Annotated in this window: 31 protein-coding genes and 1 tRNA gene; 21 read left to right on the forward strand and 11 right to left on the reverse strand. The window is 66.7% G+C overall.

The features are described from left to right. Positions 1–133 precede the first annotated feature (133 nt). Positions 134–1,768: an EAL domain-containing protein gene (locus J2Y54_RS03590; RefSeq protein ID WP_310036965.1), complete on the forward strand. Its 1,635-nt coding sequence runs from the start codon at positions 134–136 to the stop codon at positions 1,766–1,768. 153 nt (positions 1,769–1,921) lie between these two features. On the opposite strand, the gene J2Y54_RS03595 is transcribed toward J2Y54_RS03590, so the two are convergent. Further along, positions 1,922–2,500, reverse strand: coding sequence for a DUF924 family protein (locus J2Y54_RS03595; protein ID WP_310036967.1), 579 nt, complete (start codon positions 2,498–2,500; stop codon positions 1,922–1,924). On the opposite strand from J2Y54_RS03595, the gene mtaB reads away from it, so the two are divergent. From mtaB to J2Y54_RS03610, 3 genes are read left to right on the forward strand one after another with little or no spacing between them, the layout of a single operon-like run. After that, the gene (gene mtaB, locus J2Y54_RS03600; RefSeq protein WP_405052870.1) at positions 2,499–3,737 is read left to right on the forward strand and encodes a tRNA (N(6)-L-threonylcarbamoyladenosine(37)-C(2))-methylthiotransferase MtaB; all 1,239 of its coding nucleotides are present in this window, start codon (positions 2,499–2,501) and stop codon (positions 3,735–3,737) included. The genes J2Y54_RS03595 and mtaB overlap by 2 nt on opposite strands. Continuing rightward, positions 3,734–4,666 (forward strand): signal recognition particle-docking protein FtsY, encoded by a 933-nt coding sequence (ftsY, locus tag J2Y54_RS03605; protein WP_310036968.1) that lies wholly within the window; start codon positions 3,734–3,736, stop codon positions 4,664–4,666. Before mtaB ends, ftsY begins: the two co-directional genes overlap by 4 nt. A 57-nt stretch (positions 4,667–4,723) precedes the next feature. Further along, positions 4,724–5,353, forward strand: a complete 630-nt coding sequence (locus J2Y54_RS03610) for a septation protein A (RefSeq protein WP_310036969.1) — start codon at positions 4,724–4,726, stop codon at positions 5,351–5,353. A gap of 167 nt (positions 5,354–5,520) precedes the next feature. Here the strand turns inward: J2Y54_RS03610 and J2Y54_RS03615 are convergent, their stop codons facing one another. Both J2Y54_RS03615 and pspF read right to left on the reverse strand, forming a co-directional pair. Beyond that, on the reverse strand, positions 5,521–6,138 hold the full coding sequence (locus tag J2Y54_RS03615) for a superoxide dismutase (RefSeq protein ID WP_310036970.1): 618 nt from the start codon (positions 6,136–6,138) through the stop codon (positions 5,521–5,523). Between the two features lie 95 nt (positions 6,139–6,233). Beyond that, positions 6,234–7,268, reverse strand: a complete 1,035-nt coding sequence (gene pspF / locus J2Y54_RS03620) for a phage shock protein operon transcriptional activator (protein WP_310036971.1) — start codon at positions 7,266–7,268, stop codon at positions 6,234–6,236. A 177-nt stretch (positions 7,269–7,445) separates the two neighbouring features. On the opposite strand from pspF, the gene J2Y54_RS03625 reads away from it, so the two are divergent. The 12 genes from J2Y54_RS03625 (at position 7,446) to J2Y54_RS03680 (ending at position 12,545) form a co-directional block, all read left to right on the forward strand. Next, positions 7,446–7,592: a hypothetical protein gene (locus tag J2Y54_RS03625; protein WP_310036974.1), complete on the forward strand. Its 147-nt coding sequence runs from the start codon at positions 7,446–7,448 to the stop codon at positions 7,590–7,592. Positions 7,593–7,658: 66 nt separating this feature from the next. Further along, positions 7,659–8,327 (forward strand): phage shock protein PspA, encoded by a 669-nt coding sequence (gene pspA, locus J2Y54_RS03630; protein ID WP_310036977.1) that lies wholly within the window; start codon positions 7,659–7,661, stop codon positions 8,325–8,327. 3 nt (positions 8,328–8,330) lie between these two features. Next, positions 8,331–8,612, forward strand: coding sequence for an envelope stress response membrane protein PspB (pspB, locus tag J2Y54_RS03635; RefSeq protein ID WP_310036979.1), 282 nt, complete (start codon positions 8,331–8,333; stop codon positions 8,610–8,612). A gap of 1 nt (position 8,613) precedes the next feature. Further along, positions 8,614–8,991, forward strand: a complete 378-nt coding sequence (pspC, locus tag J2Y54_RS03640; RefSeq protein WP_310036981.1) for an envelope stress response membrane protein PspC — start codon at positions 8,614–8,616, stop codon at positions 8,989–8,991. A gap of 27 nt (positions 8,992–9,018) precedes the next feature. Beyond that, positions 9,019–9,312, forward strand: a complete 294-nt coding sequence (locus J2Y54_RS03645) for a hypothetical protein (RefSeq protein WP_310036983.1) — start codon at positions 9,019–9,021, stop codon at positions 9,310–9,312. Positions 9,313–9,399: 87 nt separating this feature from the next. Further along, positions 9,400–9,657 (forward strand): hypothetical protein, encoded by a 258-nt coding sequence (locus tag J2Y54_RS03650; RefSeq protein WP_310038444.1) that lies wholly within the window; start codon positions 9,400–9,402, stop codon positions 9,655–9,657. 89 nt (positions 9,658–9,746) lie between these two features. Continuing rightward, positions 9,747–9,947 carry a hypothetical protein gene (locus J2Y54_RS03655; RefSeq protein ID WP_405052894.1) on the forward strand — a complete coding sequence of 67 codons (201 nt, stop codon included), beginning with the start codon at positions 9,747–9,749 and terminating at the stop codon, positions 9,945–9,947. Positions 9,948–9,977: 30 nt separating this feature from the next. Next, positions 9,978–10,100 (forward strand): hypothetical protein, encoded by a 123-nt coding sequence (locus J2Y54_RS03660; RefSeq protein ID WP_310036988.1) that lies wholly within the window; start codon positions 9,978–9,980, stop codon positions 10,098–10,100. Positions 10,101–10,142: 42 nt separating this feature from the next. Then, positions 10,143–10,415, forward strand: coding sequence for a hypothetical protein (locus tag J2Y54_RS03665; RefSeq protein ID WP_310036990.1), 273 nt, complete (start codon positions 10,143–10,145; stop codon positions 10,413–10,415). A 37-nt stretch (positions 10,416–10,452) separates the two neighbouring features. Next, a complete protein-coding gene (locus J2Y54_RS03670; protein ID WP_310036993.1) occupies positions 10,453–10,698 on the forward strand; it encodes a hypothetical protein in 246 nt (81 codons plus the stop codon). A gap of 105 nt (positions 10,699–10,803) precedes the next feature. After that, the gene (locus J2Y54_RS03675) at positions 10,804–11,211 is read left to right on the forward strand and encodes a SufE family protein (RefSeq protein WP_310036995.1); all 408 of its coding nucleotides are present in this window, start codon (positions 10,804–10,806) and stop codon (positions 11,209–11,211) included. After that, positions 11,208–12,545 (forward strand): PepSY domain-containing protein, encoded by a 1,338-nt coding sequence (locus J2Y54_RS03680; RefSeq protein ID WP_310036998.1) that lies wholly within the window; start codon positions 11,208–11,210, stop codon positions 12,543–12,545. Before J2Y54_RS03675 ends, J2Y54_RS03680 begins: the two co-directional genes overlap by 4 nt. 108 nt (positions 12,546–12,653) lie before the next feature. On the opposite strand, the gene J2Y54_RS03685 is transcribed toward J2Y54_RS03680, so the two are convergent. The 5 genes from J2Y54_RS03685 to J2Y54_RS03705 all read right to left on the reverse strand — a co-directional run bounded on the left by J2Y54_RS03685 (position 12,654) and on the right by J2Y54_RS03705 (position 15,510). Beyond that, positions 12,654–13,211, reverse strand: a complete 558-nt coding sequence (locus J2Y54_RS03685; RefSeq protein ID WP_310037000.1) for a fasciclin domain-containing protein — start codon at positions 13,209–13,211, stop codon at positions 12,654–12,656. 85 nt (positions 13,212–13,296) lie between these two features. Beyond that, a complete protein-coding gene (locus J2Y54_RS03690; RefSeq protein WP_310037002.1) occupies positions 13,297–14,031 on the reverse strand; it encodes an anti-sigma factor domain-containing protein in 735 nt (244 codons plus the stop codon). Then, positions 14,024–14,596 carry a sigma-70 family RNA polymerase sigma factor gene (locus tag J2Y54_RS03695; RefSeq protein WP_310037005.1) on the reverse strand — a complete coding sequence of 191 codons (573 nt, stop codon included), beginning with the start codon at positions 14,594–14,596 and terminating at the stop codon, positions 14,024–14,026. The genes J2Y54_RS03690 and J2Y54_RS03695 overlap by 8 nt, the downstream gene beginning before the upstream one ends. Positions 14,597–14,650: 54 nt before the next feature. Then, complete coding sequence (locus tag J2Y54_RS03700; RefSeq protein WP_310037007.1) at positions 14,651–14,977, reverse strand: (2Fe-2S) ferredoxin domain-containing protein; 327 nt, start codon at positions 14,975–14,977, stop codon at positions 14,651–14,653. Beyond that, on the reverse strand, positions 14,974–15,510 hold the full coding sequence (locus J2Y54_RS03705) for a J domain-containing protein (RefSeq protein WP_310037010.1): 537 nt from the start codon (positions 15,508–15,510) through the stop codon (positions 14,974–14,976). The genes J2Y54_RS03700 and J2Y54_RS03705 overlap by 4 nt, the downstream gene beginning before the upstream one ends. 111 nt (positions 15,511–15,621) lie before the next feature. Here J2Y54_RS03705 and J2Y54_RS03710 point away from each other — a divergent pair. From J2Y54_RS03710 to J2Y54_RS03720, 3 genes are all read left to right on the forward strand, one after another. Beyond that, positions 15,622–15,697: transfer RNA gene (locus J2Y54_RS03710), tRNA-Glu, on the forward strand. A gap of 213 nt (positions 15,698–15,910) precedes the next feature. Further along, positions 15,911–16,348 carry a DCC1-like thiol-disulfide oxidoreductase family protein gene (locus J2Y54_RS03715; RefSeq protein WP_310037012.1) on the forward strand — a complete coding sequence of 146 codons (438 nt, stop codon included), beginning with the start codon at positions 15,911–15,913 and terminating at the stop codon, positions 16,346–16,348. A 167-nt stretch (positions 16,349–16,515) separates the two neighbouring features. After that, positions 16,516–17,721 carry a putative 2OG-Fe(II) oxygenase gene (locus J2Y54_RS03720; RefSeq protein ID WP_310037014.1) on the forward strand — a complete coding sequence of 402 codons (1,206 nt, stop codon included), beginning with the start codon at positions 16,516–16,518 and terminating at the stop codon, positions 17,719–17,721. Here J2Y54_RS03720 and J2Y54_RS03725 read toward each other — a convergent pair. Next, the gene (locus J2Y54_RS03725; RefSeq protein WP_310037017.1) at positions 17,718–19,454 is read right to left on the reverse strand and encodes an asparagine synthase-related protein; all 1,737 of its coding nucleotides are present in this window, start codon (positions 19,452–19,454) and stop codon (positions 17,718–17,720) included. The genes J2Y54_RS03720 and J2Y54_RS03725 overlap by 4 nt on opposite strands. An 88-nt stretch (positions 19,455–19,542) precedes the next feature. Here J2Y54_RS03725 and J2Y54_RS03730 point away from each other — a divergent pair, with 88 nt between their 5' ends. Continuing rightward, entirely contained in the window at positions 19,543–20,445 is a 903-nt protein-coding gene (locus tag J2Y54_RS03730) for a hypothetical protein (RefSeq protein WP_310037018.1), read from the forward strand. Between the two features lie 38 nt (positions 20,446–20,483). Here the strand turns inward: J2Y54_RS03730 and J2Y54_RS03735 are convergent, their stop codons facing one another. Continuing rightward, on the reverse strand, positions 20,484–20,639 hold the full coding sequence (locus J2Y54_RS03735; RefSeq protein WP_310037021.1) for a hypothetical protein: 156 nt from the start codon (positions 20,637–20,639) through the stop codon (positions 20,484–20,486). Between the two features lie 111 nt (positions 20,640–20,750). Continuing rightward, complete coding sequence (locus tag J2Y54_RS03740; RefSeq protein ID WP_310037023.1) at positions 20,751–22,442, reverse strand: tetratricopeptide repeat protein; 1,692 nt, start codon at positions 22,440–22,442, stop codon at positions 20,751–20,753. Between the two features lie 126 nt (positions 22,443–22,568). On the opposite strand from J2Y54_RS03740, the gene J2Y54_RS03745 reads away from it, so the two are divergent. Further along, a complete protein-coding gene (locus tag J2Y54_RS03745) occupies positions 22,569–23,252 on the forward strand; it encodes a 2OG-Fe(II) oxygenase (RefSeq protein WP_310037026.1) in 684 nt (227 codons plus the stop codon). Positions 23,253–23,299 lie beyond the last annotated feature (47 nt).

The following is a 23,299-nucleotide window of genomic DNA, read 5'->3' on the forward strand; positions in this document are numbered from 1 at the left end:
GTCGCGTCCCTGGGAACGGTCGGAAGCGCGCTTAGCCGCATTTGCAGATAAGCGCAACCACCCCCGGCTTTAACCCCTTCTACACGGTCGTCATGGGATAGCCGGAGCGATGAGAAACGGGAGTGCCTCCAGCATGAAGCTGGATCAAGACGAACCGCCGGTCCGCGCAGGCGCGGGATCCGATCTGATCGCCGGCGCGGTGAGCGTTGCGGCGATCCTGATGTTCGTCGGCACCGGCAGCTCGGTACTGTCCAAGACGTTGCGCCATTACCTCGAAGGCGCCGCCCCGGCCGACCGGACGCTGGTGGTCGCACTGCTGCTCAATGTTGCGCTGATCCTGTTCGGCTGGCGCCGCCACCGTGGCCTGACCAACGAAGTGCGAATCCGCGCCGCCGCCGAGGAGCGCGCCCAGGTGCTGGCGAGCCGCGACCCGCTGACCGGCTTTCTCAATCGCCGCAGCCTTGCCGAAGAGGGCGCCGCGATGTTCGCGCGCGGCCACAAGCGCAACAAGGCGATGGCGATGCTGATCATCGACCTCGACCATTTCAAGACCGTCAACGACATGCATGGCCATGCCGTCGGCGACGCATTGCTGCGCGCCGCCGCCAGCGAGATTGCCGCCGCAATGCCGCCGATCGCACTCACCGCGCGACTGGGCGGCGACGAGTTTGCCTGCGCCTTCCTGTTCGATCCGGCCCAGCCGGACATGGTCGAGCGCATCGCGGAGAAGCTGGTCGCACAGATGGCGCAGCCGTTCGAGGCCGAGGGGCTGCGGCTGCATGTCAGCTGCTCGGTCGGCATCGCACGGTCGGACTTCGACTGCGTCTCGATCGACGCGCTGATGCGGTCGGCCGACATCGCGATGTATGTGGCGAAAAAGGGCGGACGCAATCGCTATGCCTGGTTCGACCATTCGATGGAACGCGAGCTGCAGACTCGCAACGAGCTGGAAAACGGGCTGCGCACTGCCATTCCGCGCGGCGAGATCATCCCCTATTTCGAACAGCAGATCGACCTGCAGACCGGCAATCTGATCGGGTTCGAGGTGCTGGCGCGCTGGGAACATCCGACACGCGGCCTGATCAGCCCGGAGCTGTTCATCCCGATTGCCGAGGAAACCGGCATGATCGCGGACATGTCGCTGGCGCTGATGCAACAGGCGTTCACCGCCGCGCGCGACTGGGACAGTTCGATCACCCTGTCGGTCAACATCTCTCCGTTCCAGCTGCGCGACGCATGGCTGGCACAGAAGATCATCAAGGTGCTGACCGAAACGCGCTTCCCGGCCAGCCGGCTCGAGATCGAGATCACCGAAAGCTCGCTGTTCGACAATCTCTCGCTGGCGCAGTCGATTGTCGGCAGCCTCAAGAACCAGGGCGTCCGCCTAGCGCTCGACGATTTCGGCACCGGCTATTCGTCGCTGGCACACCTGCGCGCGCTGCCGTTCGACCGGATCAAGATCGACAAGAGCTTTGTCATGTCGCTGAACGAGAGCACGGATTCGGCCGCGATCGTCAATGCGATCGTCTCGCTTGGCGAAAGCCTCAACCTGCCGATCACCGCCGAGGGGGTGGAGGATGCGGCAATTGCCGCCCGGCTCAAGGCGCTGGGGTGCGCCAAGGCGCAGGGCTGGCACTATGGCCGCCCGCTGTCGGTATCGGGCGCGCGCCGCCTGCTGGCCGAACGGCGTCTGCTGGTCCAGCCGCCGCCCGCCGCGACGTTCGACAGCGAGATGCCGACCGATCGCCCCGACCGCATGGCGGGGTAAGCGAAGCGCATATTACGCCGTCGCCCCCGCGAAAGCGGGGCCCCAGCTCGCGTAACGTCCGCTTACCGCACCGGCGCAATATGCCGAAATGTCCGGAGATGGGCCCCCGCTTTCGCGGGGGTGACGAGGACGGTGCGTCTATCCCGCAACGGTCTACCAACCCGCGTCGGGGCGCTCCAGATATTCCAGTTCCTCCGCCGTCGACTCCCGGCCCAGCGCGGCGTTGCGCGACGGGTAGCGGCCGAACTGCTCGATCACGACGGCATGCGCCATCGCGAACCGCAGATTGTCGGCGCGACCGAGCGCGGTGAATTTTTCAAGGCTCATCCGCTGCGCCTCGGCAGTTTCGGCGTGCATCAGCGGCATGTAGAGGAACGTCGCCCGTTCCGGCGCCATGTCGCGGTCCCAACCCTTGCCGATCGCCTCCAGCGTCAGCGCGAGTGCGAGCGGGTCTGCGGCGAACGCGTCAGGGGTCCCGCGATGGATATTGCGGCTGAACTGGTCGAGCAGGATCACCGCGGCCAGCAGCGAGTCCGGATCGTCGCGCCAGCCCGCCGCACCGCGCGCCAGTACGACATCGCGGGCATGGCCGAAGCGGCGCGCAATCTCGGCATCGACCGCATCGTCCTTGGCGAATTGCTGTTCCGGCTTCAGTTCATCGAACCAATAGTCCAGCACCGCCCTTGCGCACGCATGGACTTCGACCCCGTGCGTCTCTAGATCGCCTGCCATGTCGTCCTCCATTGTCGCACCTGAGGTAATCAGCCTTGGCTGTCGGCTCAACCTTGCCGAAAGCGAAACCATCCGCGCGCTGTTAGGGTCCAGCGACGTGGTGGTGGTCAACAGCTGCGCGGTGACCAACGAAGCGGTGCGGCAGACGCGGCAGGCGATCCGCCGCGCGCGCCGGGCGCGACCTTCGGCGCGGCTGGTGGTGACGGGCTGCGCGGCACAGATCGATCCGGCTGCGTTTGGCGCAATGCCGGAGGTAGACCGGGTGATCGGCAATGCCGAAAAGCTGATCCCGGCATCCTGGCAGCGCGACGACGCCGCGCTGGTGCAGGACATCATGGCGGTGCGCCAGACCGCGCCGCATCTGGCCGCCAGCTTTTCCGCGCATGTCCGCGCCTTTGTCGAGGTGCAGAATGGCTGCGACCATCGCTGCACCTTTTGCGCGATCCCGTTTGGGCGGGGCAACAGCCGTTCGGTGCCCGCGGGCGCGGTGATCGATCGGGTGCAGGCGCTGGTCGAAGCGGGACATCGCGAGATCGTGCTGACCGGGGTGGACCTGACCAGCTATGGTCCGGACCTGCCGGGGGCGCCGTCGCTGGGGCAGCTGGTCGAACGGGTGCTGGCGCATTCGGGCGTCGAGCGGCTGCGGCTGTCGTCGCTCGACGGGATCGAGATCGACGCGCGGCTGTTCGCGCTGCTGACGCAGGAGCGCCGGGTGCTGCCGCATGTGCATTTGTCGTTGCAGGCGGGCGACGACATGATCCTCAAGCGGATGAAGCGGCGGCATTCGCGTGACGACTCGGTGGCGCTGGTCGCGCGGCTCAAGGCGGCGCGGCCCGACATCGCCATCGGCGCGGACCTGATCGCCGGGTTTCCGACTGAGGATGAGGCGATGGCCGCGAACACGCTGGCGCTGATCGACGATTGCGACATCGTGCACGCGCACATCTTTCCCTATAGCCCACGCGAAGGCACGCCGGCGGCGCGGATGCCGCAGGTTGCACCGGGCGTGGCCAAGGCACGCGCGGCGGCACTGCGCGAGCGGGCGGCGGCGCGGCGGGCGGGCTGGCTGCGCGCGATGGTCGGGACCGAGCAGCGCGTGCTGGTCGAACGACCGGGCGACCGCGGCCATGCGGAGAATTTCGCGGAGGTCATGCTTCCGCAGAGTGAGATTGGATCGGTTCAACAGGTGAAGATCACGAACGTGCAGGACGGCAAATTGATCGGGGCGCCCCAATGAGCGGCCCCAGCTGGCGCGAGCGGCTGCTCGGCGGGTTCAAGAAGACATCGGACCGGCTGGTCGGCAATCTGGCGGGGCTTGGCACCGGGCGGCTGGATGACGCGACGCTCGACGAGATCGAGGAGGCGCTGATCGCGTCCGACCTTGGCCCGGCAACGGCGGCGCGGATTCGCGAGCGGCTCGCGAACGAGCAGGTCGAACGCGGGATGGAAGAGCTGGGCATCCGGCTGGTCGTCGCGGAAGAGATCGAGAAGGTGCTGAGCAAGGTCGCCCAGCCACTGATCACCGACAAGGCGCGGCCACAGGTGATGCTGGTGATCGGCGTCAATGGATCGGGCAAGACCACGACCATCGCCAAGCTCGCCGCGATCCTCAAGGATCAGGGGCTGAAGGTGATGGTCGCGGCCGGCGACACGTTCCGCGCGGCCGCGATCGGGCAGTTGCGCACCTGGGCCGACCGCATCGGCGTGCCGATCGTCGCGGGGGCCGAGGGCGGCGATGCGGCGGGCCTTGCGCATGAGGCGCTGCGCCGCGCGACCGCCGAGGGGATCGACCTGCTGATCGTCGACACCGCCGGGCGCCTGCAGAACAAGCGCGAGCTGATGGACGAGCTGGCCAAGATCCGCCGTGTCCTTGGCAAGCTTGATCCCGATGCGCCGCACGACGTGCTGCTGGTGCTCGATGCGACGACGGGGCAGAATGCGCTGAACCAGATCGAGGTATTCAAGGAAGTCGCCGGCGTCACCGGCATGGTGATGACCAAGCTGGACGGCACCGCGCGCGGCGGCGTGCTGGTGGCGGCGGCGGAGAAATACGGCCTGCCGATCCATGCGATCGGCGTCGGCGAAAAGGTCGACGACCTACGCGGTTTCGACCCGCGCGAAGTGTCGCGGATCATCGCCGGGGTGGAGGCGTTGACCAGGGGGTGAGCCCCTTCGCGCGCCGCTTTTCTTCGACAAGACCCACGCCTTTTGTAGAGTGATCGCATGACCGAATCTGCTTCGACCAAAGCTGCCCCCTCCCCCGGCCTGCGCATGCTGATCGATTTCGGCCCGCTGGCGGTATTCTTTGCCGTGAACAGCTTCATGGGCGGACCGCAGCTGACCCGGATGCTCGCGGCGACCGCGGCGTTCATGGTCGCGATCTTCCTCGCCATGGGGCTGTCGCTGTGGAAGACGCGGCATATCTCGCCGATGCTGTGGATTTCGGGCCTGTTGGTGCTGGTGTTCGGCGGCCTCACGCTGTGGTTCCACGACGAGACCTTCATCAAGGTCAAGCCGACGCTGGTCTATGCGATGTTCGCGATCGTGCTGACCTATGGCCTGCTGACCAACAAGCCGTTGCTCCAGATGCTGCTTGAAAGCGCCTATCCGGGCCTCACCGCGCGTGGATGGCGATTGCTGACGATCAACTGGGCGGTGTTTTTTGTCGTGATGGCGGGCCTGAACGAGATCGTGTGGCGCACACAGAGCTGGGATTTCTGGGTCGCGTTCAAGCTGTGGGGCGTGGTGCCGCTGACGCTGCTGTTCGCGATCGGCAACGTCCCGCTGCTGCTGCGCCATGGGCTGAAGACCGATGGCGAGATCGTCGACAAGGCGTTGCCGCCGGAGCAATGAGCCTCTCGTCGCCCCGGACTTGATCCGGGGCCGGCCTGCCTTGCTCCAATGCAGCAGAAGAAGAAGCCCTGTCCCGGGTCGAGCCCGGGACGACAATAATGGATATGCCGGAATCAAAACGGGCCGGAGTTTCCCCGGCCCGCTTCGGTCGTCGCTGATCGCGTGGATCAGCCGGCCTGATCGGCGCGGCTGACGCCTTCGCCGTCGAGATTGGCGGCGACGAAGTCCCAGTCGATGATCTTGGTGATCGCTTCCAGATAGCCCGGACGCGCGTTGCGGTAATCGATGTAATAGGCGTGTTCCCACACATCGATCGTCAGCAGCGGCTTGTAATCATAGACCACCGGCGTGTCGGCGTCGTGGAGCGAGGTCACCTTGATCTCGTCGCCATCGAGCACCAGCCAGCCCCAGCCGTTCGAAAAATGGCCGGTGGCTTCGGCGATGAGCTGCTTGACCAGCTCTTCCTTCGATCCGAACTTGGCTTCGATCATCTCGGCGAGCTTGCCGGTCGGCTCCTTGGCTTCGGGCGTCAGGCCGAACCAGTAGAAGCTGTGGTTCCAGATCTGTGCGCTGTTGTTGAACAGCCCCTTGTCGCCGGTTTCCTTGGCGTGGCGGATCACTTCGACCAGCGACTTGCCTTCAAGCCCCTTGTCCGCGACGAAGCCGTTGGTCTTGTCGACATAGGCCTTGTGATGCTTGCCATAGTGGAATTCGAGCGTTTCGGCCGAGATCGTCGGCGCAAGCGCGTCCTTGGCATAGGGGAGCGTGGGAAGTTCGAACGCCATGGGATGTCCCTCCGTTTTTTGGTTCGCGACCGCCTAACGCATCACCGGCCCGATTGCCGCACAAATTTTTCTGCAGATGGGATCGAGTGGGGCGATCAGCCGCCCGCGTTGAGCAGGTCGTGGCGCTTGAGCGCGTGGCGCAGCTGATCGTAACTGAGGCCCAGCGCCTCTGCGGTCGCGCGCTGATTGTAGCGGTTTTCGGCTAGCGCGCGGCTGAGCAATTCGCGTTCGAAGCGGTTGACGCGGCTCTTGAAGTCGCCGGACAGATCATCCTCGCGGCGCGGCAGCGGCCCCGGCTCTTCGGTCGTCAGCTGAACCGGCGCGGCATTGCCGGGAATGCCGTGCGGCATCGGTTTCGGGCGATAAGGCGAATCGAACGGGTCGATCTGGATCGCGTCGACCGGCCCCTCGCGGTCCCAGCGATACACCGCGCGCTCCACCACGTTGCGGAGCTCGCGGACATTGCCCGGCCAGTGATGCGCGGTCAGCGCGTCGAGCGCGGTCGGGCCGAAGCCCTGCCAGTCCAGCCCCAGCTCCGCCGCCATCCGTCGCCCGAAAAACTCGGCCAGGACCAGCACGTCCCCGGCACGCGCGCGCAGCGGCGGGAGGGTGACCACCTCAAAGCTCAGCCGGTCGAGCAGGTCGGCGCGAAACGTGCCCTGCTCCACCCGGGCGGGCAGATGTTCGTTGGTCGCCGCGACGATCCGGACGTCGACGCGCATCGGCCGCGACGCGCCGATCCGGGTAATCTCGCCATATTCGACCGCGCGCAGCAGCCGATCCTGCGCCGCCATGCTGAGCGTGCCGAGTTCGTCGAGGAACAGCGTGCCGCCATCGGCCTCCTCGAACCGGCCGGGACGCCCCTTGGTGGCGCCGGTAAAGGCCCCCGCCTCATGCCCGAACAATTCCGCTTCGATCAGTGTTTCGGGTAACGCCGCGCAGTTCATCACCACCAGCGGCTGGTCCCAGCGCGGGCTGAGGCGGTGAAGGCGTTCGGCGACCAGTTCCTTGCCGGTCCCGCGCTCGCCGATCACCAGTACCGGGCGGTCGAGCGCCGCGGCGCGCGATGCGAGTTCGAGCGCGTCGAGAAAGGCTCCCGACTGGCCGACGACATGGGTGGTCCGCTCCATGAGCGAACTCTTGGGATATTTTCCCAAGTTTTGGCAAGGGTGAAGTTTGTCACCACCGGGGCACGTTCAAAAACGCAAGGATTTCCGCCAAAAAATGGAATTGGCACGCCCCGTGCAAAGCTGTTGGCAAGTCGCAATTGGCGGCGAATGCAACGAAGATATCGAGGGACGGAACCAATGTACAAGGGCCACAACAGCTTTCGCACCACGCTGGCGGCGCTGCTCTGCACCCTGGTCGTGAGCACCACCAGCCTGGCAACCGTGGTCGGCCCCGCCGTCACGGCGACCGACGGCGCCACGGTTTCCGCCCCAGCCATCGCGTGAGCGATCCCGCCGGGCGGGTACCCCCTAGCCCGCCCGGCGGCACGAGTTTCAAGGAGCATGTTTCAGATGGGCATTTTCTCTCGCACCCGCGACATCATCGCCGCCAACTTCACCGACCTGCTCGACAAGGCGGAAGACCCGGCCAAGATGATCCGCATGATCATCCTCGAAATGGAGGAGACCCTGGTCGAAGTCCGCGCCAGCGCGGCGCGCACCATCGCCGACCAGAAGGAAATGCGGCGCCACATCGCCAAGCTGGAAAACCTGCAGCTGAGCTGGACCGAAAAGGCCGAGCTGGCGCTGAGCAAGGATCGCGAGGACCTGGCCAAGGCGGCACTGGTCGAGCGCCAGAAGGCGTATGACATGTGCGATCAGCTGAATGCGGAAATCGCGGTGCTCGACGACGCGCTGCGTGCGTCGGAAGAGGATATCGCCAAGCTGCAGACCAAGCTGCGCGATGCCCGGGCCCGCCAGAACGCCATTCAGACCCGGCTGGAAAGCGCCAACAACCGCGTCCGGCTGCGCGAGATGACCCATGGGTCGAAGGTCAATGACGCGTTCAGCCGCTTCGACCTGCTCGAGCGTCGCGTCGATTTCGCCGAGGGCCGCGCCGATGCGCTGGCACTGGGCGCGCCGAAGAAGACGCTGGAAGAGGAAATCGCCGAGCTCCAGTCGGCCGAAAAGGTCGATGCCGAGCTGGCCGCGCTCAAGGCGCGCCTGAACAAGGGGAATTAAGCCATGGAAGACATTCTGGTCCCGATCGGGGTCGTCGGAATGCTCTTTGTCGGGCTGCCCTGGCTGATCCTCCACTATGTCACCAAGTGGAAACAGGCCAAGACGCTGACCGGCGAGGACGAGAGCCTGCTGGACGAGCTGCACTATACCGCCCGCCGGCTTGAGGATCGCCTGCACACCATCGAGCGGATCATCGCCGCCGACAATCCCGAGTTCCGCCTGCGTGGCACCGATACGCCGCCAGCCCGCGAACTCCCCGACTATGAACGCGCACGGAGGAACTGAGATGTCTGTCAGCCGCACGCAACTGTACCGCGACAAGGTCAACGGCAAATGGCTCGGCGTCTGTGAAGGGCTGGGCGAATATACCGGGGTCGACCCGCTGTGGATCCGCCTGGGCTTCCTTGCCCTGCTGGTCGCGACCTTTCCGCTGATGTTCTTCGTTTATATCGGCCTTGCCATGGTCGTCTCGCAGAAGCCGATGGGCCTCTACCAGAGCCAGGAAGACGTGAAATTCTGGCAGGGCGTGCGGGCCAATCCGCGCCGCTCGACCCAGGAAGTCCGCTCCAAGCTGCGCGACATCGATCGCCGCATGGCCGACATCGAAACATTCTACACGAGCCGCAACACGCAGCTCGCCGACGAGATCGAGCGCCTCCGCTAAGCCGGGCGCTCAACAGGAGGGAATATCATGAGCTGGGGTGGACCGGGTTTCGTTCTTGCCATCATCGCAATGAGCATGGGCGCATGGGTCATCACCACCTGGCTGCGCGTCAAGCACGGCTATCCGGTGGAGAATGAATGGGGTGGCGTGGTGCAGCCGAAGAGCAGCCCCGACGAGGCGCGCAAGATCGAGCTGCTGACCAGCGAGAATGCACGGCTGACCGGGCAGATCAGCCGGCTGGAAGAGCGGATCGCGGTGCTGGAACGCATCGCCACCGACCCGGCCGAGCGGACCGCCCGCGCCATCGACGCGCTGCGCTGAGGCGCCGAAGCGAGGAACTGAGACATGGAAAAGGTACAGCTGCTGGGCGTGCTCGCCCCGACCATCGCGATCCTCGGCGTTGCCGGCATGATCGCCTGGATGTTCACCACCTGGCTGCGGATCAAGAACGGGTACCCGCTGGAATCGAGCTGGGGCAAGGCGATCTATCCGCAGAAGAATGAGGAACTGGTCGAGCGCATCAAGCTGATGAGCCAGGAAAACGCCCAGCTCCGTGCCGAGCTTGGCTCGGTCAAGGACCGGCTGGCGAATGTCGAGCGGATCGTGACCGACAGCAGCCACGCGCTGGATCGCGAGATCGAAGCGCTGCGGCTGAGCAAGAACTGAAGGATTGAACGATGGAAAAAGCACCGTTCGTCATCGCCTTCTTCTTCATCGTCGTGGGCATCCCGGTGATCCTCGGCGTCGGCGGCGAGATGTTCAAACGCTGGCTGAAGCACAAAGAAAAGATGGCCGAAGTGCTCACCGCCCAGACCGCCGAACGCGCTGCGCAATATGCGGCACATACCGAGCGGCTGGAGCAGCGGGTGCGGGTGCTGGAGCGGATCGTCACCGACAAGGGCCTGGACCTGTCGGACCAGATCGAACGGCTGCGCGACGAGCGGCCAATCAATTGAACCAACGCGTTTTGTGAGGGAGTATCTATCATGTTGATAGGAGTTTTCGCGGTACTGACCATCATCGGCGCGATCGGCGTCGCGATGGCCGAGATGCGCGACCGCCCCGCCCGCCGCGCCGCCCGCGCCGCGGCAGCCCAGCCCGCCGAATAAGCGCGGCCCGGCCAACCGGATCAGACGAACAGGAGGCAGGCAATGGATTGGGCATTCATGGTGGTGATGATCGTGGCGATCGTGACCATCGGCAATATCGTCCGCGCCCGGATGGGGATCCAGAAGGACGCACGCGGCAACGACTATGTCGCCCACGACCCGGCCGCGAGCGCCGAGGCCCGCCGCCTGCAGGACGAGGTGCGCGCGCTGAAAGACCGCATCGCGGTGCTGGAGCGGGTGATCACCGACAATCATTCGAGCGTGAGCCTCGAGCGCGAGATCGAGAAGCTGCGCGACGGCACGAGCGAACGCTGACGCAACTGGAGTCCGGCCCGAGCCGGAGGAGGATGTGATGACGGATCCCAATTATTACATGGTCATGGCGATGGCGACTCTGGCGGGGTTGGGCATGGTGACCGGCGCGGGCCTGGCCGGATGGCGCGGCTGGCTTGCACTCAAGCGGCAGGAACTGGCCATGCTGCAGCATGGCGACCACCCGCAGGCGGATTCCGGCAATGCCGGTGCGCGGATCGAGATCGCCGATCTCAAGGAACGGATCCGCAAGCTCGAGGCGATTGCCGCCGGCGTCGATCTGTGACCCCCTTGCGGTGGCGCGGCCGGTCGGCCGCCCACCCGCGGGGCGGCAGCTGCCCCGCATCGTGGCGGATGACGCGGCAAAGCGATCACGCTAAGGGCCGGGATCATGACCAGCCTGTCCGACCTGACCGACGAATATGAATTCCTCGACTCCGATGACCGCTACCGGTTGCTGATCGATCTGGGCAAGGCGCTGGAGCCGATGCCCGATCCGCTCAAGACCGATGCCACCCTGGTGCGCGGCTGTTCGGCGGCGGTGTGGGTTTATCCCACGGTACGCGACGACGGGACGCTGCACTTTCTGGCCGACAGCAATGCCGCGATCACCAAGGGGATCATCGCGCTGGTGCTGCTGACGGTCCAGGATCGCGCACCGGGCGACATATTGGCGACCGATATCGAAGGCGCGCTGGCCCCGTTCGACCTGCGCAACCAGCTCAGTTCCAACCGGACACAGGGCATCCCCAACATGATCGCACTGATCCGAGCGACGGCCGAGCGGTACGCTGCGTGAGGCAGGAGGCTGGTCGGCTGTACCGGACGATCTGGCGCTGGCATTTCTATGCCGGGCTGTTCGTCGTGCCGTTCATTCTGCTGCTGGCGCTGACCGGCGCGATCTATCTGTTCAAGCCGCAGCTCGACGCGTGGCAGGAGCGCGACTGGCGCGGCCTGCCGGTCGCGGGGGCGGTGACTCCCGACGCGCAGCTCAAGGCGGCGCTGGCGGCAGTGCCCGGAGCGACCTTCCACAATTTTCGCCTGCCAGCCGCCCCGGGCGACGCCGCCGTGATCCATGTCGGGCTGGCCGAGGGCGGGATGCGCGACATCGCCGTGTCGCCGCAGGGTAAGGTGATCGCGATTGACGATCCCGAAGCCCGGATCGCCGCCACCGTCTCACGCATTCACGGCTCGCTGCTGCTCGGTCGCTGGGGCGGGTTTCTGGTCGAAATCGCCGCGAGCTGGGCGATCCTGCTGATCCTGTCGGGCCTGTATCTGTGGTGGCCGCGCGGGCGCGGGCTGGCCGGCGTGCTGTGGCCGCGGCTGAACGCGCGCGGGCGCATCCTGTGGCGCGATCTGCATGCCGTGACCGGGTTCTGGGTGTCCGGCCTTGCGCTGGTGCTGCTCGTGTCCGGCCTGCCATGGACCGATGGCTGGGCGACGGCATTCCGCGCGGTGCGCGCCGAGCTGGGGCTGGTCCAGGGGCCGCAGCAGTGGAAGGGCGGTGTCGACCTGCATGCCGAACATGACCATGCGGCGATGCTGGGCGCCGCCGCCGCCGCGCCACCCGTCACCGGCCAGACGCTGACGCAAATGGTCGCCCGCGCCCAGGCCGAGGGCGTCCCGGCGCCCGCGATCCTGTCGCCGCCCGGCGCCCCGGCGCGGTTCGGACCGCCGAACGGCAATGTGTGGAAAGTGTCGAGCGAGACGCAGAACCGCCCGATTGCGCGCAGCGTCAGCTTTGACCCGGTCACGGGCGACGTCGTTTCGCGCAGCGGCTTTGCGGACAAGCACCCGATCGACCGCGCGATCGGCTATGGCATTGCCTGGCATGAAGGGCAGCTGTTCGGCTGGATCAACCAGCTGGTCGGCGTGGCGACTGCGGCCGCGCTGATCCTGCTGGGAGTCAGCGGGACCGTGATGTGGTGGCGCCGTCGTCCGGGCGGCTCGCTGGGTGCGCCGCCGCATCCGGGCGCGGCCAGGCTACGCGGCGTCGCTGCCATCACGCTCATTGCCGCTGCACTGCTGCCGATGCTGGCGCTGTCGCTGATCGCGGTGCTGCTGTTCGACCGGCTGATCCTGCGGCACTGGCCGCGTGCCACGCAATGGCTCAACCGTACCCGCCCGGCCTGAAACTCAACGCGGCCGGGCGGGCGGTTGTCCCGCCGGTGGTCAAAAGGGAGCAACACACCGGCGGGTGCAGCGCGGGAGCCGGGTAAATCCCGCGCCACGGGGGTTCGATCAGGGCAGCAGGACCGAGTCCACGACGTGGATCACGCCATTCTTCTGCCCGACATCGGCGATGGTGATGTTCGAGGTGCCACCCTTGGCATCGGTGACGATCCAGCCGCTACCGCGCTTCGAGAGGGTGATCTTCGCGCCCTGAACCGTGGTCAGCTCAAGCTTGCCGCCATTCGCCGCAGCCTTGGCGGCAATGTCGCCGGCCATCATCTTGCCGGGGACGACATGGTAGGTCAGCACTGCGGTCAGCGTGCCCTTGTTCTCGGGCTTCAGCAGCGTTTCGACGGTCCCGGCGGGAAGCTTGGCAAACGCGGCATTGGTCGGCGCGAAGACGGTGAACGGCCCGGGCGACTTGAGCGTGTCCACCAGCCCGGCGGCCTGGACCGCGGCGACCAATGTCGTGTGATCCTTCGAATTGACGGCGTTGTCGACGATATCCTTGCTGGGCAGCATCGCTGCACCACCCACCATCGGATACTGGCCGGCGATCGCGACCGACCCGGTGGCCAGCGCGGCACCGGCAAGCGCCAGCGCGAAATGCGGAGTCTTGAACTTCATACACATCCTCCTGCTTATCGTTGCGTTTCGCGGCCCGTCGGGACCGGATTGCGCAGGAGATACGGACGCGGATGCGCCGCGGATGTCAGATGCCGAAAATTTTTCCTGCCGCCACGCGCGGACCGGTCGGCGCGTCGTGCGGCGCGGTCGCGCGCGGCTCCATGGTGATCGCCAGTGTCGCGCCGTCGTGCAGCATCGCGCGATGCCCCTCGGCGACCTGCAGCTGTGTGTCGCCGGCCGCGGCGATCACGCCCAGCGACCGGGGGATCCCATCAGCGGGGATGATCCACAATTCCGGGACGCTCTCGCTCGCATCCATGTCCTGCGCCACCAGCCGCAGCTGCGCGGTCTGCGGGTCATAACGCGCTGCGACCAGCGGCCCCTCCCCCTCCCCGCGCAGCTGCGCGACGATGGCGGGTTGCGCCGCGACCGGGATCGGCGCCGGAGGAATGATCGATGGTTCGGGGCGCGGGGTCAGAACGACCAGCGCCAGTGCCGCCGCAACCATGCCGGTCGCAGCGGTTCCCGCCTGCCACCAGCGCAGCTGGCGCCGGGAGACGAGGTCGCCGGGCGCTGCCGGCGCGGTCTGCGCAATTGCTGCGTCGATGCGATCCCACATCTGCGCAGGCGGCACCGCATCCGGCGCATCGAGCGCAATGCCGGCCAATCGCTCACGCCACGCCTCCACCGCCTCGGCAAAGGCGGGATCGGCGAGGGTCCGGCGCATCGCGGCAGCGCGCGCATCCCCTTCAAGCACGCCAAGCGCCAGCTCGGCGGCAAGCAGGTCGCGATCCTCGGGCACGTCGTCCTGCTCAACCATCGCCGAGACACGTCCTCAGCTGAAGCAGTCCGCGGCGGATCCACGTCTTCATCGTACCCAGCGGAACGCGATCGCGCTCGGCCAGTTCGGCATAGGTCAGCCCGCCAAAGAATGCGGCGCGGATTGCCCCCGATGCGCGCGCCTCAAGCCCCTCAAGGCAGAGCCGCATGCGCACCCGCTGTTGCGATTCGTCGATCAGTGCGTCGGCGGTCGGCGCCGGGTCGGCCACCGCAGCCGCCGCCTCGATCGGCGCGGTCGCCCGTGCCGGGCGGGCGCGCAGCCGGTCGATGGCGCTGTTGCGTGCGATCGCCGCGAGCCAGGTGATCGGGCTGGCACGATCGGGATCGAAGCGTCCCGCCCGCTGCCACACCTTCACATATACCTCCTGCACCACGTCCTCAGCTTCCTCCCGGTCTCCACAGATACGCAAGCAGATGCCGAAAAGCTTCGCACTGGTCAGCGCGTAGACCTCGGCCAGTGCGGAACGGTCGCCACGCCCGGTCGCAATCAGCGCGTCGGTGAGCCGCTTGCGCGCGAGCGAGTCGGAGGGAAGTGCGGATGACACAGCGCCGACCCTAGCGCAGTTCGACGCAGGCGCAAGCGCGCTGCCGACGCGGCGTCATCGCGTCGCGTCCCCATCGGCCGGATCGCGCAGGTCGAGTGCGGCGACCAGTTCATCGAGATCGGCCCCGGCGGGCACCAGCAGCCATTCGCGGCTCGCCGCGCCGTTGACGACCGTCACCGCGCCGCGCGGGCAGACCCCGAGACATTTGACGTCAACGACCCCCGCCGCCGCCTTCCGCCCCTTTTTGAGGTCGAGATGCTTGCGCAGCGCCTTTCCCAGGGGCTGCCGCCCCTTTGGCCCGAACCCGCCATCCAGCTTTTTCGAGCATTTCGTGCAGACCAGAACCGCGTTCGACCAGTTGGAGCGGACCCGCGTCTTCAATCGGGCCGCCACTGGCGGCGCTCTTCAGCCGCGCGCAGCACTTCATAGGCAGTCTGGACCGCCTGGAACCGCTTGGCCGCCTCGGCATCGTTCGGGCGGATATCGGGATGATGCTCCTTCGCCAGGCGACGCCAGGCGGCACGCACCGCCTCGAAGGACGCATCCGGATCGAGCTCGAGCACCTCGAGCGCGCGCATCTCGTCGCGGGACCGGCTGCCATCTCCGGGACCGGCCCAGCCATTGTGCCGGCTTTCGGTATAGCCATTCGCGGTACGCCGCTCATCGGCTTCGCGCTTGGCGGCTTCCTCGGCCGTCAGCCCTTCAAAATAATTCCAGTTGCGATTATATTCTGCGGCGTGTTCCTCGCAGAAATACCAGCGTTCGGGGCTGTTGGGCGATTTGGGCGCAGGGCGGTCGCCGGGCCGGTCACAGCCCTCGCGATCGCACAGCCGCACCTTTACCGCCTCGCGCTCGGCGCCATAGGCTCGCCAGCGGGGAAAGCCCCAGTCCATCGATCGTGAAGAACGCGCCATTTCTGGCCAGATAGGGCGCGAATGTGACGAACGCCACCCCGCACAGTGTTTTCACCCCTGCGGGTTGACGCCCCGTCCGCCCGCCGATAAAGGCCCCGCTTCCGCGCACACGGCCCCTTCGTCTAGCGGTCTAGGACGTCGCCCTCTCACGGCGAAAACACGGGTTCGAGTCCCGTAGGGGTCACCATTCCCGCCACAGACGGCGGATTTCGCGGTCCTATTCATCAGAATGCGTTGAAGGGACGAAGCGCTGTTCGCGCGTGCTTTGTGCGCCGGGGTCGCAGCAACAGCCCCGTTCGCGCATCGGTGCACCCCTGCCGTGGTTGCAAGCGAACAACCACCTTGCAATCCGGACGGGCAGCGCTGAACTGACGCATCGCTTGCTCGGGATTGCATTGCCGTGACGGAACACACAGCGGATTCGCGCGTTTCGGCGGCGCTTGAACGGGGGCAGATCATCCTGTTCGACGCAGAATGCGTGCTGTGCTCCAAAAATGCGCAGATCGTGCTGACCCACGACAAAGCGCGGCGCTTCTACCTTGCGCCTATGCAGGGTGCGGTCGGCGCTGACCTGTCGCGCCGGCATGGGCTGGATCCCGAGAACCCGACCAGCATCGCGGTCGTCGGCAAGTCCAGCGTCCACACGGACAGCGACGCGATCATTGCCATCTATGCAGCACTAGGGTGGCCGTGGCGCCTCGTCGCGCTGTTACGGATCGTGCCGGCACCCGTGCGTGACCCGGTCTACCGGTTGATCGCACGGAACCGCTATCGGCTGTTCGGCAAGCGGGCCGAGTGCTGGCTGCCCACCGCAGAGCACCGCGCACGGATGCTGTAACGGCACCGCGCGGACCGGAATGCCGGGGCGATCTCGAACCAAGGCCTTCGCGGGATTTGCAAAAGGATCGCGGTCACCGTAGCGCTTGCGGCCAGTGCGAACACTGTGTCAGCCAGGTCTTGCCGAGCGCTGCGGGGCCAGCCGACACGGATTCCGTGGGAGACGCAATGGCTGTCGCCATCTCGATCACGCCTGAACGCGGCACCGCGCTCAACTCGCGGCAGGAATGCGATTTGCTGCGCGAAGCGGTGCGTCGCAATCCCGCGTCAGCGACCTTGCGGCCGCGCCTTGCCAAGCTGCTCAACCGTGTCGATGCGTTCGAGGAGTGTATCGCGCTGCTCACCGACAGTCCGGCCGGTCCGCTGGTCTTTTTCGAGCGCGCCTTGCTGTGCGAAGCACTGCTGGCGCGCAACGGACCCGGCGATAGCGCGCGCGCGGCGATCGAGGCCGACGCCGCGCTGGAACAGGCGATCAACGACCGGCAGCGTGCGGCGACACTGGTGCTGAAGGCGCGGTTGGCACGGCGCGAGCACGCCGACGCAGCGGCAAACGACTTGCTGAACGGCGCATTGGCGCTGCAGCCGGATCATCAGGGCGCGTACCGGATGCTGGCCCTGCACCATCTGCGCTGCGGGCAGCCCAAGGCGGTACTGGCGCTCGCGGACCGGATGGCGGCGCTGGGCGTGTCGCACAGCTGGCTGCATGCCTCGCGCACGCTGTCGCTGGTCGCGCTGGGAGAAGTGTCGGCGGCGCGTTCGGGCGAACTGGCGCACCGGCTGCGGGCCGAGATCATGATGGAACCGCCCCCGGGATGGGACGATATCGGGGCGTTCAATACCGCGCTGGCTGACGAAATCCTGCGCAACAGCGCGATCCGTCGCGATCGGTACGGAACAGCGTCGCAAGAGACCGAGATTCTCGATTCGCTCGCAAATGGCCATGCGCCGCTCGCGGCGGCGTTGGTGGAGCAGATTGCGCGCACGGCCGAACGTCACGCGGCAACGCTCGACGATGTGGATCACCCCTGGGTCGCCGCACGTCCGGCATCGGGCACGCTGACCAGCTGGGGTGCGATCACGCAGGAACGCGGGTTCGAACATTGGCATATCCATCCCGAAGGGTGGATGAGCGGCGTCTATTACGTCGCCGTACCGCGCGCGGTTCAGGACGGAGCGGACGAAGGCGGTTGCATTGCCTTTGGCATCAGCGACCTGCTCATGGGGGAAGCCGCGGCCCAGGCCTTTGGCCGGCATGTGCTGCGCCCCAAACCCGGCCTGCTTGCGCTGTTTCCGTCACAAACCTATCACCGCACCTATCCGCACGGCCAATCGGAGCGACGGATCTGCGTCGCCTTCGACATCTGGCCAAGCTAGCGACCCAGCCACGACAGCAGATATTCGGCGGCGACCGTGGTCAATTGGACGTCATTGCCCTGAGCGTAGCTGGCCAGCCCATCGGCCTCCACGTCCATCAGCGCACTTTCGAGCCAGTCGAGATCGATCCAGTCATCGATCCCCGCCTGACGAAATGCCGCGATCCGCGCGCGCGCAGCGGGGGCCTGCCAGCGCAACCGATCGAGATGGTCGGGCGAGGCGGGCAACCCGCTGGTGCGCAACCGAACGCTATCGGGCAGATGCCCCTGCAGCATATGGCGCGCGACGGAGCGGGTCATGCCGCCATGCGTCAGAAACGTCGCCGGAAACCCGGCGAACAGACGCAGCAAGCGCAGGTCGCGGTAGGGGAAATCCTCGCGCACCGCACCCGGATAGGGCTCGGTGGTGATGCGCAGCGATTTGGCGGCACCGGGCAGATAGCCGCACAGGCCATTTCTGGCCGGATAGTCCTCCACCGGCATCGGCGCGGCCAGCGCGTCGGTCACCGCGTCGGGCATCGCGGCCAGTCGGTGCCGCGCCAGCCGGATGTTGAATGCGCCGGTCGGGCTGGGGGCGGCGGTACGGCTGCGCAAGCCGCGCCGCACCGCCCCCGCGACCCGGCGCAGGCGGCGACGCAGCGTGTCGACCGGCATCTTGGCGGTGAGCGTCATCTCGCCATAATTGCCGTTGAACATCAGCGCGGCGCCATGCTCGGCGGCGAAGCGCTGAAAGGGCTCGGTCATGCCGTGGCGGGTCGTCATCGGCGGGCCGTTGGCGCCGTACAGGATGGCGTCGGCGGGGCGATAAAGGCTGACCGACATGTCCGGGAACAGGAGATTGGTGGACAGCCCGAGCGTCGATGCCACCACGCCCGCAATATGTCGCTCATCATCCCGGGGGCAGTCGGGCGGTGCCACGGACGTGATCAGCCACAAGGGCGCATCGGCGGGACGCTGTTCCGCCGCCAGCCACGCCAGCGTCGATGAATCGAGGCCGCCGCTCAGCATGGCGATGCAGGGCCCGGCACGGCGCATCCGCTCGCCAACGATGATGCGCAGCAGGCGCTCGGTTTCCGTCACCGCATCGGCAAAGTCGCCTTGCCAGCGCGGCACCACGGTCAGCGCATTCGCACGCGCGGTTCTGACCCCGCTCCCGTCGATCGTGACGCTCTCGCCTGCCTCGAGCCGGCGCACGCGGCGCAGCATCGTCCGCCCGTCGTTCCGGGCGCGCAGCTGTGCCCTGCCGACCGCGAACAGCAGGCCCGTCGCATCGATCTCACGCCCCACCCATGGCAAGCGGCTCAACGCCTCCAGATCGGGGGCGACGGCGATGGTCGGACCGTTGACGGCATAGAAGATGCGATCACGCAGCGCCGCCGACTGCATCAGGGTCACGCGGCCGGCGCGATCGACGTGCAGCAGCGACCATTCCCCAATCATGTGGATTGGCAGGTCGCCCGCATAGCGCGAAAGCGCAGCGCGCGCCAAGGCAACGGGCGGGGTCGCGGGCGACCGGGCAAGCCGGGCGGCCAGCACGGCACTGTCGTCGACATGGCCGACCAGCACGGTGCACGCGCCATCGGCGTCGAGGCGATGCAGCGCACCGGGCATGCGGTCATCGACCGGCAGCAGCTGAATCGCTGCGCCCTGCGGGTCCGGCAGCCCCAGCAGCGCGGCATCGCGAGAGTCCAGCGGGCCGCCGTCGCGCCGGATCATTCCGTAAATGCCGCTCATCCGGACCATAGCGCCCGATGCCATAACCGGCGCGACCGCGCCAGACCGGGGGGTTGCGCTGGTGTGCCAGCGGATTAGGGCTGGGGCGATGCCAAGCACCACGCCCGCCCTGCCCGACCTGTCCCAGTTGCGCGCGGCGCTGGCAATGCACCGTTACGCGCGCGATGCGGTGCACGTGGCCCATGCCGATCTGCGCGGTTACGACTGGCTGGTAGCGTCGTCAAAGGGGGTGTTCGCGGTCAATGACGATGGCTTCGCGACCGTGCTGTTCGGGTGGTATTTCGGCATTTGTCGGCACGGCGACTGGCTGTATCTGTTCGAGAATTGCGGACATCGGCTGCGCGAGCGCCCCCGCGGGCGGCTGGTGCGGCTGACGCTGCGCGACGGACGCTTGTCCGACCCGGTCGTCATCGCCCGCGGTCTCGACTGTCACTGTCATCAGATCGCCGTGATCGACGGGCTCCTGCACGTCGTCGACACCGCCAATCAGGCGATCCTGCGCTACGATCTGGATGGACGGCCAGTCGACGTGCTGCACCCGTTCGACGCCGCACCTTATCACCACATCAACGCGATCGCGCAGATCGATGGGCGGATCGGCGTAATGCTGCACAATGGTCGGCACGAACCGCCGATGACCAGCCAGATCGTCTGGTTCGACCCCGACTGGCGACCGATCGAACGACAGACGCTGCCGGATACCGGCTGCCACGACATCGTCGCCGACGACCATGGGCGGCTGTGGTACGCAGCATCGATGTCCGGCGAACTTGTCGCCAGCGACGGTCAGCGTATTCCGATCAGCAGCGAGCTGATGACGCGCGGCATCGCCTTCGGCCCGCAGCGAATCATTGTCGGACTATCGATCTTCGGACCGCGCGAACGGCGCGACGCACTGCGCGGCATGGTCGCGCTGTGCGACCGCCAGTTTCAACGCATCGCGAATATCGAATTGCCCGGCGCGCCTGCCGTGATCATCAGCCTGCGCTGAGCCCGCAGCCCGCGCAGGAATGACCGCGCGCGCGCGGTTCAGCTGCGCTGACTGTCGGCGGCAGGGTTACCGCGCGCATCGGCGCCCAGATTGGGGAATGCGGCAGTTTCGCTGATGTCCAGCGAATGGATTGCCGGCTCGACCCATGCCTTGCGTGCGGCGGCGTCAACGGCGCTGGACTTCACGTTTTCCATTTGATTCCCCGGGCGGTTATACTTGCGCCGGATAAGTACCACTTTTCACGGCATTGGCAAACATTGCCGATAGGCACCTGGCATCTTGCCCGAGACGCGCGGTAACGGCCGTCAGGTCACCGGAACGCTGATCGGACCGGGCGGCAGCCCTTCGCAGCGCCGGCAGTGCATGGCGCGATAGGCGGCTTCGAGATTGCGGGTATAGCGCGCGGTGTCGAACAGCGGCGCGGACAGCCGCCGCTCGCTCAGCCGGCGCCGGATCGCCGCCAGGGCGCCGGGATCGTGGGCAAGTTCGATTGCGCGTCGCTCATAGGCGGCGCCGTCGCTGGCGATCAGTTCGGGAAGGTCGAGTGCGCGCAGCACGCTTGCCGCCACCCGCCCCGGCCACGTCTGCCCGATTTCGGTCAGTACCGGCAGCCCGGCCCAGAGCGCATCAGTCGTGGTGGTATGCCCGTTATAGGGCAAGGTATCGAGCATGAGATCGGCACAGCGATGGCGGCTCAGATGATCCTCCGGAGCCATGCGCGGTGCGAACACCAGACGATCCGCGGCAATGCCATGCCGCTGGGCCTGAGCACGCAGATTGGCGGTAGCGAGGCGATTGGAGTCGAGCAGCCAGAGCACACTCCCCTCCACCCCATGCAGGATGCGCATCCAGCGCGCAAAGCTGTCGGGCAGCAGCTTGTGGCAATGGTTGAAGCAGGCAAAGACGAAGCGGTCTTCAGGCAGGCCGCATTCGGCGCGCGTGAAGTGTCGGGTGCCGATCGCCCGCTGGCGATCGGTGGGGTAATAGCTGTCGGGCAGATGGACGATCGCTTCGCTGTGCCATTGTCGGTCGGCGTCGGGAACGACGACGGCATCGGCGATGGCATAGTCGAAATGGTCGGCGCCGCTGGTTGCGGGGCAACCGAGATAGCTCACCTGCACCGGCGCCGGGCGCAAGCGCAGCGCATCGCTGCGGCTGTTCCCGAAATAGCCGTTGAGGTCGACCATGATGTCGATGCCGGCAGCACGGATCGCGGCCGCCAGCTCGGCATCGCCGAGCGCGCGGACGTCGATGACCCGATCGAAGGAGTCGACGATCCGCTGGCGCAGCGGCGACCCGTCGTCGATGCTGTTGTCGAAGGCGACGATCTCGAATGCCGCACGATCGTGATGGTCGAACACGCCGGCCATCACCAGCCCGTTGGGTGAAAGATTGAGCTCACCGGAAAGATAGCCGATGCGAATGCGTCCATCGGCGCGAAGCGGTTGCACCTCCGCGGCTGCCGGCAAGGCATCGGGCGCTCGCGGCGCGGCGGCGCGCTGCCAGTTGCGCGCAGCCTGCAACAGGCTTGCCGGCGAGGTCGCGAAGGCATGCCAGTAAAAGGGATGTACCGCATCCTCCCCCGATGCGAGCCGGGCGGCAACCGCTGCCGCCAGCGCGTCGAGATCGTCCCACGCACAGCACAGCATTTGCGCCTGCATCAGCAGGCCCGGCAGGCGGGGATGGTCGGGCGCGAGCCGCTGCGCGCGGCGCCAGGCCTTCAACGACAGGTCATATTGCCGCAGGCCGCTGAAGGTCGAGCCGAGCGCGATCCATGCCTCGGCCGAATCGGGATCGACCCGAGTCGCCGCCAACGCGCTGGCCAGCGCTTCGGACTTTCGGCCGAGCGCGAGCAGCGCGCGGGCACGGAAGCTGTGGTTGCTGGCACGATCGGGCTCTGCGGCGATTGCGCGGTCATAGGCGGTCACCGCCGCGGCAAAGCGTCGCGCCGCAAAATGAGCGTGACCGGCGTCGTGGTGCCGGGCGGACGACGGCATGGGTAGCACACTCCTAATCGGAGGCGGGTTATGGACCATCGCGCCCGCATCGCACAACGCGAATGCAAGGGGCTTTGCGACGTCCCGCACTTGCCATAAGTCATTCTGGCCAATCAGACGATCGGCATGAGCAGGGAGCGGACAGTGCCGCCGGTTGAAATCCCATCCGACGAGCGGCGCACCCTGTCCGCATTCGTCATCGACCGGTTCGACACGCAGGTCGATTGCGCGGTGAACGATGCCCGCGCCGTTTTCGAGCGCGACCGTGCGCTGCTGGTGCGATCGGGTTTGTCGGAAGCGATGCTGGACGCGCTCGACAGGATCGGGCGCCACTCGGTTTTTGTCGATCAGCCGGTTCCGCATATCGGGCATCGCCGCGTAGATTCGCGGGAGCTGGTCGCGACCGCGCTGAAGATCGCAATCTGTCGCCCCGCATTTCTACGCTGGGTCGAGGCGGTGACCGGCTGTGGACCGGTTCGGGATATGGCAGCATGGGTCGCCGAAACCCGGCCGGGCGGCGCGGAGCATCTTGGCTGGCATCGCGACACCGGCGCCGACTATGCGCTGGGCGTCACGGTTCACCTTGGACGCGAGCGATATGACGGCGGCGCCTTCGAGCTGCGCGAGACAGCGACCGGGACGGTGCGGTTTCGCCATGACCGGGCACAGCGCGGCGACGTGCTGTTGTTCGACATCGATCAGAAGCTTGAGCATCGCGTGACGCCCATCGCGTCCGGAGCCGCGCGGCGCGTGTTCACCGGCTGGCTGCTCAAGGCACCGTCGGATCGCGCCGCCCCGGTGTCAGACTAGGTCATGGCGTCAGACCAGGTCATGACGATGCAGGTCGATCCGGACGA

Source organism: Sphingomonas sp. BE123, from assembly GCF_031456015.1.
GTDB lineage: Bacteria > Pseudomonadota > Alphaproteobacteria > Sphingomonadales > Sphingomonadaceae > Sphingomonas.